Annotated in this window: 19 protein-coding genes; 11 read left to right on the top strand and 8 right to left on the bottom strand. The window is 40.7% G+C overall.

What is annotated here, in order from left to right; genetic code table 11:
- Nucleotides 1–102: 102 nt before the first annotated feature.
- The 11 genes from alaS (at nt 103) to LC036_RS12995 (ending at nt 8,960) form a co-directional block, all read left to right on the top strand.
- On the top strand, nt 103–2,739 hold the full coding sequence (alaS, locus tag LC036_RS13045; protein WP_226583264.1) for an alanine--tRNA ligase: 2,637 nt from the start codon (nt 103–105) through the stop codon (nt 2,737–2,739).
- Between the two features lie 64 nt (nt 2,740–2,803).
- Nucleotides 2,804–3,076 (top strand): IreB family regulatory phosphoprotein, encoded by a 273-nt coding sequence (locus tag LC036_RS13040; protein WP_226583943.1) that lies wholly within the window; start codon nt 2,804–2,806, stop codon nt 3,074–3,076.
- Nucleotides 3,073–3,489: a Holliday junction resolvase RuvX gene (gene ruvX / locus LC036_RS13035; RefSeq protein ID WP_226583262.1), complete on the top strand. Its 417-nt coding sequence runs from the start codon at nt 3,073–3,075 to the stop codon at nt 3,487–3,489. The genes LC036_RS13040 and ruvX overlap by 4 nt, the downstream gene beginning before the upstream one ends.
- 14 nt (nt 3,490–3,503) lie before the next feature.
- Entirely contained in the window at nt 3,504–3,788 is a 285-nt protein-coding gene (locus LC036_RS13030; RefSeq protein WP_075034717.1) for a DUF1292 domain-containing protein, read from the top strand.
- Nucleotides 3,789–3,922: 134 nt separating this feature from the next.
- Nucleotides 3,923–5,047, top strand: coding sequence for an endolytic transglycosylase MltG (mltG, locus tag LC036_RS13025; protein ID WP_226583259.1), 1,125 nt, complete (start codon nt 3,923–3,925; stop codon nt 5,045–5,047).
- Nucleotides 5,048–5,159: 112 nt separating this feature from the next.
- On the top strand, nt 5,160–5,801 hold the full coding sequence (locus LC036_RS13020; RefSeq protein WP_226583256.1) for an O-methyltransferase: 642 nt from the start codon (nt 5,160–5,162) through the stop codon (nt 5,799–5,801).
- Between the two features lie 48 nt (nt 5,802–5,849).
- Nucleotides 5,850–6,503 carry a uridine kinase gene (gene udk, locus LC036_RS13015; RefSeq protein ID WP_226583253.1) on the top strand — a complete coding sequence of 218 codons (654 nt, stop codon included), beginning with the start codon at nt 5,850–5,852 and terminating at the stop codon, nt 6,501–6,503.
- 162 nt (nt 6,504–6,665) lie between these two features.
- Nucleotides 6,666–7,142, top strand: coding sequence for a transcription elongation factor GreA (gene greA, locus LC036_RS13010; RefSeq protein WP_226583250.1), 477 nt, complete (start codon nt 6,666–6,668; stop codon nt 7,140–7,142).
- 156 nt (nt 7,143–7,298) lie between these two features.
- Nucleotides 7,299–7,949 (top strand): YrrS family protein, encoded by a 651-nt coding sequence (locus LC036_RS13005; protein ID WP_226583247.1) that lies wholly within the window; start codon nt 7,299–7,301, stop codon nt 7,947–7,949.
- 23 nt (nt 7,950–7,972) lie between these two features.
- Nucleotides 7,973–8,665 carry a 5'-methylthioadenosine/S-adenosylhomocysteine nucleosidase gene (gene mtnN / locus LC036_RS13000; protein WP_226583244.1) on the top strand — a complete coding sequence of 231 codons (693 nt, stop codon included), beginning with the start codon at nt 7,973–7,975 and terminating at the stop codon, nt 8,663–8,665.
- A gap of 67 nt (nt 8,666–8,732) precedes the next feature.
- The gene (locus LC036_RS12995; RefSeq protein WP_226583241.1) at nt 8,733–8,960 is read left to right on the top strand and encodes a YrhC family protein; all 228 of its coding nucleotides are present in this window, start codon (nt 8,733–8,735) and stop codon (nt 8,958–8,960) included.
- Nucleotides 8,961–9,005: 45 nt separating this feature from the next.
- On the opposite strand, the gene sigK is transcribed toward LC036_RS12995, so the two are convergent.
- The 8 genes from sigK to LC036_RS12955 form a co-directional block, all read right to left on the bottom strand.
- Complete coding sequence (sigK, locus tag LC036_RS12990; protein WP_226583238.1) at nt 9,006–9,719, bottom strand: RNA polymerase sporulation sigma factor SigK; 714 nt, start codon at nt 9,717–9,719, stop codon at nt 9,006–9,008.
- Between the two features lie 143 nt (nt 9,720–9,862).
- Nucleotides 9,863–10,249: a monovalent cation/H(+) antiporter subunit G gene (gene mnhG / locus LC036_RS12985; RefSeq protein ID WP_226583235.1), complete on the bottom strand. Its 387-nt coding sequence runs from the start codon at nt 10,247–10,249 to the stop codon at nt 9,863–9,865.
- Nucleotides 10,230–10,541, bottom strand: a complete 312-nt coding sequence (locus LC036_RS12980) for a Na(+)/H(+) antiporter subunit F1 (protein WP_226583233.1) — start codon at nt 10,539–10,541, stop codon at nt 10,230–10,232. The genes mnhG and LC036_RS12980 overlap by 20 nt, the downstream gene beginning before the upstream one ends.
- Nucleotides 10,542–11,018 carry a Na+/H+ antiporter subunit E gene (locus tag LC036_RS12975; protein ID WP_226583230.1) on the bottom strand — a complete coding sequence of 159 codons (477 nt, stop codon included), beginning with the start codon at nt 11,016–11,018 and terminating at the stop codon, nt 10,542–10,544.
- A 6-nt stretch (nt 11,019–11,024) separates the two neighbouring features.
- Complete coding sequence (locus tag LC036_RS12970; RefSeq protein WP_226583228.1) at nt 11,025–12,509, bottom strand: Na+/H+ antiporter subunit D; 1,485 nt, start codon at nt 12,507–12,509, stop codon at nt 11,025–11,027.
- Nucleotides 12,502–12,840, bottom strand: a complete 339-nt coding sequence (locus LC036_RS12965; RefSeq protein ID WP_226583225.1) for a Na(+)/H(+) antiporter subunit C — start codon at nt 12,838–12,840, stop codon at nt 12,502–12,504. The genes LC036_RS12970 and LC036_RS12965 overlap by 8 nt, the downstream gene beginning before the upstream one ends.
- A 2-nt stretch (nt 12,841–12,842) precedes the next feature.
- Nucleotides 12,843–15,179: a Na+/H+ antiporter subunit A gene (locus tag LC036_RS12960; RefSeq protein ID WP_226583223.1), complete on the bottom strand. Its 2,337-nt coding sequence runs from the start codon at nt 15,177–15,179 to the stop codon at nt 12,843–12,845.
- 271 nt (nt 15,180–15,450) lie between these two features.
- Nucleotides 15,451–15,603, bottom strand: a complete 153-nt coding sequence (locus tag LC036_RS12955) for a sporulation histidine kinase inhibitor Sda (RefSeq protein WP_226583220.1) — start codon at nt 15,601–15,603, stop codon at nt 15,451–15,453.
- Between the last annotated feature and the right edge of the window lie 4 nt (nt 15,604–15,607).

Raw genomic sequence — 15,607 nt, 5'->3', positions numbered from 1 at the left:
TCCCGTCCCTGCCGATAAAAGGCAGGAACGGGAGTTTTTTATTTCTGTTTGTCCTTCGTTCCCACGGTCTCAACTTTTATCGAATATAAGGAGGATTCTAAAATGAAAAATTTGACTTCTGCAGATGTGCGTCAAATGTTTCTCGATTTTTTTAAGGAAAAAGGACATAGTGTTGAACCGAGCGCGTCACTTGTGCCTCATGAAGATCCCACTTTGTTATGGATCAACAGTGGTGTAGCCACTCTTAAGAAATACTTTGATGGTCGTGTAACACCTGAAAACCCGAGAATTGTGAACGCTCAAAAATCAATTCGAACCAATGATATTGAAAATGTCGGCTTTACTGCCCGTCACCATACATTTTTTGAAATGCTGGGGAATTTCTCCATTGGTGATTATTTTAAAGAAGAAGCGATGGAGTGGGCGTGGGAATTTCTTACAAGTAAAGACTGGGTTGGTTTTGATCCTGCAAGACTTTCGGTAACGGTGCACCCCGAAGACGATGAGGCTTTTCAAATATGGAAAGATAAGATCGGACTCGATGAAGAGAGAATCATACGTATCGAAGAAAACTTCTGGGATATTGGAGAAGGCCCTAGTGGACCAAATACAGAGATCTTCTATGATCGAGGCGAAAAGTACGGGAATGATCCAAATGATCCGGAATTGTATCCAGGCGGTGAAAATGAGAGATATTTAGAAATATGGAACTTAGTTTTCTCTCAGTTTAACCACAACCCTGATGATACGTATACTCCCCTTCCAAAGAAAAACATTGATACGGGTATGGGGCTTGAAAGAATCGTATGTGTTATTCAGGAAACAGAAACAAACTTCGAAACTGACTTGTTTAAGCCAATCATTGAAGCAACGGAAAAGATGGCCGGGCAAAAGTATGGCGAAAGTGTAGAAGGCGACTCTTCTTTCAAGGTCATAGCTGACCATATGAGAACCGTAACATTTGCTGTTAGTGATGGAGCCCTTCCTTCCAATGAAGGCCGTGGTTATGTATTGAGACGACTGCTCCGCCGCGCCATTCGTTTTGCTAAACAAATCGGCATCAACAAACCTTTCATGTATAAACTTGTTCCGGAAGTTTCCAGCATCATGGTTGATTTTTATCCGGAAGTGAAGAAGAAAGAGTCCTTTATTCAAAATGTGATTCAGACGGAAGAAGAACGTTTCCACGAAACGCTTAATGATGGGCTTCAAATTCTTTCTTCCATTATTAAGCAGGAAACAGAAAAGGGCAGCAACGTCTTCCCTGGGACAGAGGTGTTCCGACTTTATGATACCTATGGTTTTCCGAAAGAGCTCACAGAGGAATACGTAGGGGAAGCTGGTTTTACGATTGATGAAGAAGGTTTCCAGCATGAAATGGAGAAACAGCGGGAGCGCGCAAGAAATGCTCGTCAAAAAACGGATTCCATGCAGGTGCAGGACGGTGTCCTGGGGGATGTTCATGTAGAAAGTTCCTTTGTTGGTTATGACCGTCTACAGGTAGAGACCACTATTGTCGAGATGATTAAAGGGAAGGATTTCACTCATGCTGCAGAGGAAGGCGAAACGGTCTATCTTTTCTTGGAAGAAACACCTTTCTATGCAGAGAGCGGAGGACAAGTCGCTGACAAAGGAGAAATCACTACCGGTACAGCTGCCTTGGAGGTAACGAATGTCCAGAAATCTCCAAATGGACAGCATATGCATGAAGCCGTTGTTGTGAAGGGAAGGATTGAAAAAGGGGCCGATGTAACAGCAGCCGTCGATCAGCGCGGTCGTTCCTTTATCGTTAAGAACCACACGGCAACTCACCTGCTTCATCAGGCATTAAAAGATGTTCTTGGTGAACATGTAAATCAAGCAGGTTCTCTGGTAGCACCTGACCGCCTGCGCTTTGACTTCTCCCACTTCGGTTCAGTAACGAATGAAGAAATGGAACGGATTGAATCTATCGTGAATGAAAGAGTTTGGCAGTCCCTTCCAGTAGCCGTTGAATACAGTTCTATTGAGGAAGCGAAAGAAAAAGGTGCGATGGCTCTGTTCGGTGAAAAATATGGAGATACTGTCAGAGTCGTTCAAGTTGGAGATTACAGCTTAGAGTTATGTGGAGGCTGTCACGTTTTAAATACAGCTGAGATTGGGTTATTCAAGATTGTTTCGGAATCTGGAATTGGAGCTGGAACGAGAAGAATTGAGGCTGTAACTGCAAAAGATGCCTACCTTTACATGAATGGCAAAGAAACGACGCTTAAACAAGCAGCAGAATTGTTAAAAACCAACGCTGACCAAGTACCAGAGCGTATTGAAGTTCTTCATAAAGAAATGAAAGATCTTCAAAAAGAAAATGACTCCTTGAGTGCGAAGCTGTCGAATATGGAAGCATCCACCATTCTGGATGAAGTCGAAGAAATCAACGGAGTGAAGGTGCTGGCTAAACAAGTGGATGTGAAAGATATGAATGCACTTCGTACAATGGTCGATGATTTAAAACAAAAACTGAGCTCAGGAATTATCCTGTTAGCTGCTCCAAATGGTGATAAAGTCCAGTTAATTGCAGGAGTATCTAAAGACTTAGTAGAAGAAGGATACCATGCAGGGAAATTAATTAAGGAAGCAGCGACTCGATGCGGCGGCGGCGGCGGCGGTCGACCGGATATGGCGCAGGCCGGAGGTAAGGATGCATCCAAGATTCCTGAGGCCCTCCAGTACGCAAAAGAATATGCAAGCCAAAACTCCTAGTTTTTCCTTAGCTTAAATTAGGTATATAATGGAGTAAATACAATTGAAGTGCGAGGTGAATGTAATGAGTTCTATGGATAAAACGATGAGGTTCAACTTCTCAGAGGAACCATTTGATCAAGATGTCCAATCCGTACTGTTAAATGTGTATGGAGCATTACAAGAAAAAGGGTACAATCCGATCAATCAAATTGTCGGCTATCTGCTTTCAGGTGACCCTGCCTATATACCTCGTCATCAGGATGCCAGAAACTTGATCCGCAAAATTGAGCGAGACGAATTAATCGAAGAGCTGGTTAAATTTTACATCAAAGAGAATAAAGAGGGCGTTGAATGAAAAAAATAGGACTGGATGTCGGTGAGAAAACCATAGGCATCGCTATATCTGATGCTTTTGGCTGGACCGCTCAGGGATTGACGACCCTGAGATGGGACGAACGTGATTACGAAACGGCTAAAGAACCGCTTCGTAAAGTGATTGATGATCATGATGTGACAGAAGCGATTGTAGGCTTCCCTAAGAATATGAATGGTACGGTAGGTCCGAGGGGAGAAGCCAGTCAAAGTTTTGCCTCATGGCTGGAAGAGGAATTTCATCTAAAAACACACTTATGGGATGAACGTCTAACGACCATGGCGGCTGAACGTGTACTGCTTGATGCAGATGTCAGTCGTAAAAAAAGAAAGAAAGTCATTGATAAAATGGCTGCAGTCATGATTCTGCAAGGGTATTTAGATTCGAAACAATAAGGAGGATGTCTGATATGGCATTAGAAAAAGAAGAACGTATTATTATCCCTGATGAAAATGGGGAAGAACATTTATTTGAGGTACTGTTTACATTTGATGTAGAACAAACCGGACATTCTTATATTGCTGTCATTCCAGCTGAACAGAAAGAAGGCGAAGAAGTTGAAGTTTTCGCTTTCCGCTACGAAGAAAAAGGAAACGAAGAAGACGATCTCGCTCTTTTCCAAATTGAGTCTGATGATGAATGGGAAATGGTTGAAGAGATGCTCAACACATTGACAGATGAAGATTTGACGTAAATAACAAGCCTGCAGTGAAAACTGCAGGCTGTTTTTATGGGGGCATCTGCCGGTTCTTGTAGAAAATTCGGGTTAAATGTAGAAAGATTCTATCTCTTTATAGTATAATATACCGGATGAAAGGGGGAAGTTTGTTGTCTAATTCTGATTTTAAAACGCAATATAAAAAAAGATTAAAAAATAGAATAGAAGAAGCAAGTAAGGTTAGAAAAATTGTTGCCGTGATTCTCACTGTGTTCACGCTCGTCCTTGTCATTGGAGGTTTATCCGGCTACTTTTATGTAAAATCTGCTTTGGAGCCTGTCGACCCCGGGAATAACAAACAAGTGGACGTAGAAATACCGATGGGATCTTCTACTTCGGGCATTGCTAAGATATTAGAAGAGAATGACATTATAAAAAATGATATGATTTTCAGGTTTTATACAAAATTTAAAAATGAATCGGGTTTTCAGGCAGGAAGTTATCAGTTCACTTCTTCCATGACTCTTGATGAAGTGATTGAGTCGCTGAAAACAGGGAAGCTTGTCAAAGCACCTGCTGTTGAAGTAACCGTTCAGGAAGGTCTCGACCTGGAAGAAATTGCTGACATTTATGCAGAAAAGTTTGCATTTACAAGTGAAGAGTTTATGGATAAGGTTAATGACGAAGAATATGTGAAAACATTGATGGAGCAATATCCAAAACTACTTACAGAAGATATCCTTCAAGAGGAGATCCGCTATCCCCTGGAAGGGTACTTATATGCTGCTAAATATCCTTTTTATATAGAGGATCCAAGTATTGATAAGATTGTAAAAGAGATGCTTGATAAGACACAATCGGTTGTGCTTCCTTATCTGAATGATTTAGAGGGTCTTGAGAACGTTAAAAATGTGCACGACCTGGTTACGATGGCCTCTCTTCTTGAAAATGAAGCACGTACAGCTGAAAGCCGCCAGAAGATTGCAGGTGTCTTCTATAACCGTTTTGGTGAAGATATGCCCCTACAGACCGACCCAACTGTCTTATACGCTAAAGGGGAGCATCAGGAAAAAGTGTATTATAAAGATTTAGAAATTGAATCGCCTTATAATACCTACCATGTGAAAGGGCTGCCGGTTGGACCCATCTCAAACTTTAATAAAAACGCTCTGGAAGCAGCTGTGAAGCCTGTGGAGCACGATCATCTTTATTTCCTTGCTGACAGCGAAGGAGAGATTCACTATGCGGATACTCTTCAGGAGCATAATAAGCTGAAGGAAAAATATATCAATTAACTGTATTTTATTTCGAAGGATTGCAAAGAACACTCGCATTCCTTCTTTTTTTTGTGTTAAAATAATGGGGTTGTAAAATGGATGTAAATATAATGTGAAGGGATGAAACTTGATGAAGCAAGAAGCCTATTTACAATCATTGCTTTCAGAGCCTTCCAAACCGATTCAAGAATTGGAATCCTACGCCAGGGAACAGGGTGTCCCGATTATGGAACCTTTAGGCATTGATTTCCTTATGCAGCTGATTAGAATGCAGCAGCCTGAACGTATATTAGAAATTGGTACCGCGATTGGCTACTCTGCCCTACGCATGTTGGAAGCTAATCCGGACAGCAGGATTACAACTGTGGAACGAGATACCGGTCGATACCAAGAAGCAAAAAAGAATATAAAGAAGATGGAAGCTGATGAACAGATCACCATCATTCATGGTGATGCGCTGGAAACAGCTGAAGATGTCAGAGCCTATGGACCTTATGATCTATTATTCATTGATGCAGCAAAAGGGAAATACGAAGAATTCTTCCATCTGTATGCCCCTATGTTAAATGAAGATGGAGTCATTATCTCAGATAATGTGCTTTTTAAGGGATACGTTGCGGATGACGAGGAAGCAAGCCCGCGCATGGCGAAAATTGCTCGTAAAATCAGGACCTTTAATGAATGGCTAGTCCAACATCCTGATTATCACACATCGATCGTCCCAATTGGAGACGGTGTAGCGATAACGAAAAAGCGAAGCCAGTCTAAATAAATCCTAATCTAGATAAAATCCAATTGGATGAAAGGAGCAACAGGAAGTATGAACGATAAACCTGTAGTAATTGGAGTTGCTGGTGGAACCGGTTCTGGAAAGACCAGTGTAACAAGATCCATTATCCAGCGCTTTACAGATAAAACTTTATTAATGATAGAACAGGACTATTACTATAAAGATCAAAGTGAACTTCCTTTTGAAGAAAGGCTGCAGACAAACTATGATCATCCTCTAGCCTTCGATAACGACTTGCTCATAGAGCATTTAAAAGAATTAATTGATCAGAAGTCTGTAGAAAAACCAGTGTATGACTATAAGATGCACACGCGCTCAGAAGAGACCATTCACGTAGAACCAAAAGAGGTTATTATAGTAGAAGGAATTCTAGTTCTGGAAGATGACCGTCTGCGCGACCTTATGGATATTAAAGTCTTTGTGGATACCGATGCGGATGTAAGAATTATTCGACGTATGATGAGAGATATTAATGAAAGAGGCCGTACGTTGGATTCGGTGATTGATCAATATATCAATGTTGTCCGTCCAATGCATCTCCAATTCGTAGAACCTACAAAACGCTATGCGGATATCATTATTCCTGAAGGTGGTCAAAATCATGTAGCGATCGACTTGATGGCGACAAAAATCCAGACCGTACTTCATGAAAAAGGGCTATCCGTACCGAAAGAAAATAGTTGAAATACTGCCTAAAATCTGGCATAGTTTTCAATAGTAGTTCTAAACCAATATGTCCACGGGTAAAGTATAGTGAATCATTAGCAATGGGCGTACAGATGTACCGCTCATTTCCTATATAAGGACATTTCATTTTTTCTTGTATTAAAGGAGTGTATACGGACAATGGCAGAAGAGAAAAATTATTATATGACTGAAGAAGGTAAACAAAAGCTCGAAGAGGAATTGCACCATCTTAAAACAGAACGCCGAAAAGAAGTTGTCGAACGTATTAAGATTGCGCGCGGTTTTGGTGATCTTTCTGAAAACTCCGAGTATGATGCTGCGAAAGATGAACAAGCATTTGTAGAAGCGCGTATTACTCAAGTAGAAACTATGATTCGGAATGCAGTCATTATTGAAAATGATAATGATAACCCTGATACCGTTACGCTGGGGAAATCTGTTACTTTTCAGGAGCTGCCTGATGGTGACGAAGAAACTTACACAATTGTAGGTAGTGCAGAAGCTGATCCATTTGAAGGTAAAATTTCCAATGATTCTCCAATGGCTCAAAGCTTAATCGGACATGTTGTCGGTGATAAAGTAAAAGTAGCTACACCTGGCGGAGAAATTGACGTTAAAATTATCACGGTTGAATAGTATCAGTACATTAAAGAAGGCAGGGCTTATCCCTGTCTTTTTTCTGCTTTCATCCAACATTTTATTGCTTGGGAAATAAGATAAGTTGTAAAAAGGGTTGGTGGATGGTTCGTCTTGTTGTACAATATACAGCGAGTTTAAAGGAGGAGAGATGGAATGGCAAATAAACATACGTCTGAGTCCCGTACAGCCCGTTTTGAGAAAAGAAGGCGGGGGACGAAGTGGCTGACATGGTTTGTTGGTATCGGGAGTGTGTTTTTAATTTTATTTGTTTCCATGTTTATATTTAGAGACGGCGATCAAAGGAGCCAGGCCCAAAAACCTGAGGAAAGCAGCCCTGTTGAAGTGAGTGAAGAAAAGCAGGAACAGGAAAAACCCGAGAAGCAGGAAGTGAACGAAGAGGAATCCGATAAACAGAAAGTCTCAATAGAGGGTTTTGATGAACTTGAACCGATCGAAGAGGAGAAAGGTCTGAAGATTGAGAAAAGTGATGATCCCAATGTCGACCGCGTAGTTACTAAGGATTGGCCGGTGATTCCAACAGAAATGGAAACCAACGGGAATCACAGCATCACTTATAAAGGTGAGGATTATCAAGAATTATTGAAAGCTATTAGAAGCGCTGTAGGCCTATCTGAGGACAATATTATATATTGGGATGTTTCTAATGGCGGAGGACCTAAAAAGTCTGTAGCGGTCGTCTCAGATAAAAATAAGACCGGTTATTTACGTGTTTATGTAGAATGGATAGACCAAAAGGGTTATAAACCCGTGAAACTTGAAGTGTTAAATAAAAAAATCTATTAGGAAGTTATGAGAGGAAGATAGAGATGCCAATAGGGATTATCGGAGCAATGGATGAAGAAATAGTACGTCTTCAATCAGAGATGGTACAGACATCAGAGAAAGAAATAGCGGGAAGTCTTTTTATCGAAGGAACATTACTTGATCAGGAAATAGTCCTTTTGAAATCTGGGATTGGGAAAGTGAATGCAGCTATGTCCACGACCATTCTCCATGAACAATATGATATTGAAGCTGTAATCAATACAGGCTCTGCCGGAGGGTTCGCTCAAGAATTAGAAGTAGGGGATGTGGTGATCTCAAGTCACGTTACCCACCACGACGTCGATGTAACAGCATTTCAATACGAGTATGGACAAGTTCCGGGGATGCCCGCACTTTATCCTGCTGATGAGAATCTAGTAGAAACCGCAGCGAAAGCTCTACAATCCAGAGATGTACATGCAGCCAAAGGCTTGATTGCAACCGGTGACACTTTTATGCAGGACCAGGAAAAAGTAGATTTTGTCAGAGGGAAATTTCCTGATATGATTGCAGCAGAAATGGAAGCAGCCGCAATTGCACAGGTGTGTTATAAATATGGGACACCTTTTGTTGTCATTCGTGCGTTATCGGACATTGCCGGCAAAGAGTCTTCTCTAACTTTTGACCAATTCCTTCCTAGAGCGGCAGAAAATGCGGCTCAAATGATCATCGAAATGATTAGGTCATATCGTTAACAGCTATTACCACCCCCATAGATAACATACATGTGTTATTATCATGTAGTGCAGGAGGTGGAAGCAGATGAAAACTACCGAATGGCTCAGTAAGAAAATTCAGGATTATCAACGTTTCGTTATGACACTCTTGATTATGAGCAGTTATCTGTACGCTGGTACACTGATCAGTATCTTTGAATATAAAACCCAATCTTATCTGTTTTTATATCCAATTATTGCAATAGCTTTATTCATGGCCTTTTTGATGACACTTAAGGTTAAGAGATGGAAAAGGCATTTAATTGAGAATTAAGACGAAAAGCCACTCCATATAAATAAGTATGGCAGTGGCTTTTTTTTATCCATTTTTCCCTTGTTTGCTTTGCTTATAAAACTCATGAAAAATCTTCATTAGAGCTCTTTTTTCAATTCTTGAGACATAGCTTCTGGAAATACCTAATTCTTTAGCTATTTCCCGCTGTGTTTTCTCTTCCGTTTGATTTAATCCATACCTGAAAATAATCACTTCTTTTTCTCGTTCGTCCAACACAGTAATAAAGTCCTTTATTTTCTCAAGCTCCATATGAAGCTGTATCTCTTCAACAATGTCCGTTACGTCGGCTTGTAGGATATCGAGAAGATTCAGTTCATTTCCTTCCTTGTCATGTCCAATTGGGTCTTGAAGAGATACGTCCTTACTCATTTTCTTTGTAGACCTTAAGTGCATGAGTATCTCATTCTCAATACATCGGGCAGCGTAAGTGGCAAGCTTCGTTCCTTTTCCTGTTGAATAACTTTCTATCCCCTTAATCAATCCTATTGTACCTATGGATATTAAATCTTCAAAGTCTTCTTTTGTATTTTCGAATTTCTTCACAATATGAGCGACCAGGCGCAGGTTATGTTCGATTAACTTGTTCCGTGCTTCATGACTTCCTTCTGCCATTAACTGAAGCTGTTTAGCCTCTTCTTCTGAAGATAAAGGATTGGGGAAGGCCTGGTTCTTTACATACGACATGAAAAAGAGGGATTCTTTAAAGAAATAAAGGATAGAAGCGAGCAGACTGCTCATAGACGCACCTCCTCAAGAATTAGGCAAGAGCCTATTACAATACTTATGTGTCGGGAGGGATGTCTGTGCTTGTCTGATTATAAAAATAAATGTCATACCTATAAAAAAAAGCCCCCATCGAAATGGGGGCTTTTAAGTTGTAGTTAAGAGTCCTGTGCCTGCTTTTTCTGCTCTTCTTTCAACACTTCCGCATATTCATCTTTTACACTCTTCTCCCACAGAGGAACGCCTGCTCGATAGGCTGCCCGTGAGATCATGTGACCGGATACGGGAGCGGTCAATAGGACAAAGAAAATACCGAGAAGAAGCTTGCCGCTGACAATGTCATGCTCTACATAATGGAAAAGAAATGCACCAATCATAATCCCGGCTACACCAAGCGTAGAACTTTTAGTAGCTGCATGTAAGCGGGTATAGACATCAGGAAAGCGTAAGATTCCTATAGATCCGGATATAAGGAAAAAGGCACCGATCAATAGAGATAGACAAATGGTAATATCGAATATTAAGTTAATCCAAGTCCCGCTCAATGATAACACCCTTTTCTAAGAATTTCGCCAGAGCAACCGTACCAATAAACAGTAAGATTCCTATTAGAAGAACAACATCGTTGAATTTTGTCGTGATGAGCAGGATGGCGATTAAACCTGCTAAAGCCATTAGATTGATTCCTATGATATCCAGTGCAACGGCTCTATCCGGATTTGTAGGGCCCAGAATTGCTCTGTAGATCAAGAGGATAACGGAAATGGCGACAGCAATGATTGCAATCATTGCTGAAGTGCGGATCAGCGTTTGAGTTACATCTAAGATTGACTCCATCTAACGCGTCACCTCCATAATTTGTTTTTCAAATGAATTCTTAATTTCATCAATGGACTCCTGGACATCCGGCATGTCCATCGCGTGAATGTAGATTTTTGTATGGTCTTCACTTACCACGACAGAAAGGGTTCCTGGAGTTAGAGAAATAAGGTTAGCGAGTAAAGTAATTTCGAAATTGGTCTTCACATCGATTGGTAAAGCAAAAATCCCTGGCTGCATATCCATTTTAGGTTTATACACGTGCTTTAAGATATCAATATTCGAGAGCACGAGTTCCCTGACGAATAATAGAATTAATAAGAAGAACTTCCATGCGCGCTTCATGTAAAAAGAATCCGGGACAAATCGCTGCAATACGAATAGAAGAATGATTCCTAAGATATATCCTACAAAGAACGTGGTGAAGTTGTACGTTTCACTGAGGAACATCCACATGATTGCAATCACGATATTCAGTACAATTTGTAAAGGCATCAGCTTCTACTCCTTTAAAACAGAATCAATATAGATTTCCGGGTCCATTAAATATTGTGAGATGGACTCAATAGTTGGGAAGAACCATTCTGCGCCGACCCCGAGTAGAACAGACAGCGTCAGCAGTGCAGCAGCAGGTAAAGCCATCAGATTTCCTCGTCTCTTCCGTTCCGGGAAAGGAATATCTGTCTTTTCGCCCCAGAATCCACGAATGAAGATACGAATCATTGAGAACAAAATGAGAAGACTGGAAATCAGCGCCACAATAATAATCATCACTTGTTCTTCCCCGACGCCGCCTCTGATTAACTGCAGTTTTCCTATAAATCCACTGAATGGAGGAATACCGGCCAACACCAAAGAAGCGAGAAACATTAACCATCCCAGGACAGGGTAGTGATGAATAAGTCCACCCATCTTTCGTAAATCAGAGGTTCCTGCTACATAAGCGATGGCCCCTGCAAGAAGGAAAAGAACTCCTTTAATAATCATATCGTGAACAAGGTAATAAATGGTTCCGCTGATGGATACTTCAGTGAAAATTCCTATTCCCATTAACATAAAGCCGACAGCAGGAATGATGTTGTAGGCCACAATCAGTTTAATGTTGTGGGTGGAAAGTGCTCCAATAACACCAAAAATCATAGTTAAAGCAGCCAGGTAAATAAACAGGGTATGGGTAAGCTCTACTTGCTGATTAAACATCAGAGTAAAGGTTCTAAGAATAGAATAAATCCCTACTTTAGTAAGTAAAGCACCAAAAAGAGCTGAAACAACTGGGTTTGGTGAAATATAAGGACGCGGCAGCCAGTAATAAAGAGGAAAGACCGCTGCTTTGGTCGCAAATACAAAGAACAATAAAATAGCGATGGTCGTCAAGATTCCCTGTTGTTCAACTTCCTGCACTCGTACAGCAATCTGGGCCATATTAACAGTGCCGACGACCGAGTAGAGAAATGCGATGGTTGTAACAAAAAGCATCGATGAAAACAGGTTGATGAGTACATATTTTATGGATTCCCTGAGTTGAACTTTTCCGTTACCTAAAACAATTAATCCATAGGAAGCCATTAGAAGAACCTCAAAGAATACAAACAGGTTGAAAAGGTCTCCTGTTAAAAAAGCTCCGCTGACACCTGTGATTAAAAGAAAGAAGAAACTGTAAAAGTAATAGGATTCTTCCTTTTCACTAAGAGACTGTGGTGCAAAAAATACGCTTGCAACAGCAATGATATTTGTTGTAAGGACCAGTGTCATGGACAAAAGGTCCCCAACCAATACAATCCCAAAAGGTGCATCCCAGCCTCCTACTTCAAGGACAATACTTCCCTGTTCTTTAACTTTAATAAATACAAAACCCACAACAAGTAAGTTTATAACGGCCAGCATTTTGGAGACCGTTCGTACAACGGTTGTTTTTTTGTGTATAAATGCTGCGAAGATCCCTGCCAGTAATGGCAATAGGATTGGTAAAACTGCTAAGTTACTCATAATCGTTACCCCTTAGTTGCTCCATATTATCGGTTCCGTTAATTTTAGAAGCCCGATAAGCTAATACAAGTAAAAGACTGGTCACACCGAAACTGATAACGATGGATGTCAGGATCAGGGCTTGGGGGAGCGGGTCTGTGTATTGTTCAATCCCCTCGGAAAGAACAGGTGGCGCCCCACGCTTCAACTCTCCCATGGTAAGGATAAATAGATGCGCCCCGTGTGAGATAAGACCAGTGCCGATAATTATTCGTAATAACTGTTTTTGAAGGAGGTTATAAACACCGGTTGTAAATAGAATACCGGCAAGTATAGCCATAATAAATTCCATCTTTACTCATCCCCCTTCGTCTTTCTAAGTCGAATGAGGCCGAAAATTGCCATAGCTGCAATACCTAAAACGACGATTTCAAATAACGTATCTAAACCACGGAAATCAACAAGAATGACGTTAACGATGTTATCACCGCCGCCAAGCTTATACGAATTTTTAACAAAATAGTCTGCAATTGAATCAAACAGCTTACTGCTGTGGGAAGAAATTGCAACCATTGTCATTAAAGATCCAAAACCAATGGAGATAATTAAGTTCAATACTTTTGTACTTACTGGCTCGTCTTTTTTCCTGAGTTTAGGTAAGTGATAAAAGACAAGCAGGAACAAAGCAACGGTTACTGTCTCAACAATCAACTGGGTTAGAGCTAAATCCGGCGCGCGATAGATGACAAACAACATCGAAAGACCATATCCAACGACACCCAGGATAAGAATGGCAGCTATTCTATTGTTCGTTAACGCTGTCCCTATAGCTGCAATAACCATCGTTACAGCTACCAGGATTTCAGGTGCTGTAATTTGGGACAGGTTTGATGTGTCAATTTTAAACCCGCCGGTAATGGCCATAAAGGCAAAGGTCGTAACGATAATGGCTGCTAGAATAAGCCTGACATAGCGGCCGAGCGATCCATTCATATAGCCTTTAGTAATGGTTTCAGAATAACTTTCAACACGATCCACCAATCCATCATAGACTTTGTTTGCACTTAGAACTCCTGGGACAAAACGATACACAGGTGTCCATACTTTTCTTGAAAGAGCAAGAATGGTACCGAAAACCAATACGGCTAGTGACATAATGAACGGTGGAACGATTCCATGCCAGAACTTAAGGTGTTTTTCTTCTAAAGCCATGCCCTTGACTGATTCAGCAGCATGGGCGATGAAAGGTTCATTAACTACATTTGGAAACAGCCCGATAAGAATGACGCCTGCAACCAGAATGATTGGGGAGACAAGCATTCCAATGGGAGCTTCATGAGGCTTCTTCGGCAATTCTTCCAAATGTGCTTTTCCGCGGAACGTTCCGAAGAAAAAGTACATGGAATAGACAAACGTAAAGATACTGCCGAACACAGCCAAATAAGGAACAATAGTCATAAAGAAACCAGTAAACCCTGTAGAGGCTGCTTCTAAATGTAACGAAGCATCAAAGAAAAGTTCTTTACTGTAGAACCCATTAAGGAACGGTAAAGGAACTCCGGCCATAGAGAAGGAAGCTAGAACAGCGAGGGTGGCCGTAATTGGCATAAAGGTCATAAGCCCTCCCAGCTTTCTTATATCCCTTGTACCGGCTTCATGATCAACAATACCCGCTATCATAAAGAGACTTCCTTTAAATGTTGCGTGGTTCAGAATATGAAAGACAGCTCCGAAAATGGCTACTTTTGTTCCGAAACCGAGCATCGCCATTATCATGCCCAGCTGACTAATAGTGGAAAAGGCTAAAATTCCTTTTAAATCAGTCTGACGAACGGCCATATAGGATCCCCAGCACAACGTAACTATTCCTGCAGTAGAAACAATGATAAAGAACCATTCGTTTGCTGAAAGCATTGGAGAGTATCTGGCTACTAAATAAATTCCTGCTTTTACCATTGTGGCTGAGTGCAGATAAGCACTTACAGGGGTTGGCGCCTCCATGGCATCCGGTAACCAGATGTGGAATGGGAACTGGGCGGATTTTGTGAATGCACCCAATAGTAAAAGGGTTAGAATGAGCGGGAAATACTCATTATTTAATATTAATTGCTGCTGGTCAATCATCCCTTGAATGCTTGTTGTATTTGTTAAGACACTCATGAAAATAAGAGCACCCAGTAAACTCAATCCACCAAATACGGTTATAAGCATTGATTTTAATGCTCCATACCTTGATTCTTTTTTATAATTCCAGAATCCGATCAATAGAAAGGAAGAAAGAGAAGTAAATTCCCAAAAGCTGTATAACGCGAAGACGTTATCTGAGAGTACGACTCCCAGCATAGAACCCATAAAGATTAGGAAGTATACATAAAAATGACCCAGTTGCTCCGATTTATGTAAGTAAAAAACCGAATAGAAGGCAACTAGGGAACCGATGCCGCTGATTAATAGGACAAAAAGCAGGCTTAGACCATCAAGGTGAAAGACCATATTGATATCCAGCGATGGAATCCAGGAGTACTCTTGGACAATAGGTTCAAATCCTGTTCCTAAAAAGCGGACAAAATAAATAAAAATGATCACAGGTACAATAGTTACAAAAAAACCTGTGTGTAATTTATCTTTCCATCTACTTAAAAATGGAATGAAAATAGCAATGATAAAAGGTAATAATACAGCCACCAGCATGTGGATTGTTCCTCCCTTGACGTAAGTTTCATCTATTTATTGTTAGGATGATTGCAGCAATGTATCCATTCAATTGTAATCAAAAAAAGGTTGATTATTCAACTGTAGCATACCGGCTGTATGGCGGGACAGCCTTATCTTAGTCTTCCCTTATATATAAGAAGAGACACATCATTTATCCAAATAAAAAAGTTCAAAAAAAAAACGCTCATTCTGCTGGATGAACGAGGTTTCATTAATAAAAGTCGATTTATGTCATGTTTAATAAGGGTCACCCAACCCTTGAGATACTCTTTTCCAAAAGGTGCTGGATGGATCGTTTCTTAATTTCTTCTTTTATCTGTGTAATAAAATCTTCAGAAAGATTGAGTTCAATGGCTTTGTGGTAAGATTGTATTAATAGGGAATCAGATAATTGCTTCATGCCG

The organism is Halobacillus litoralis, assembly GCF_020524025.1.
GTDB classification, from domain to species: Bacteria; Bacillota; Bacilli; order Bacillales; family Halobacillaceae; genus Halobacillus; species Halobacillus litoralis_D.
This window is presented reverse-complemented; position numbering and strand designations above follow the sequence as displayed.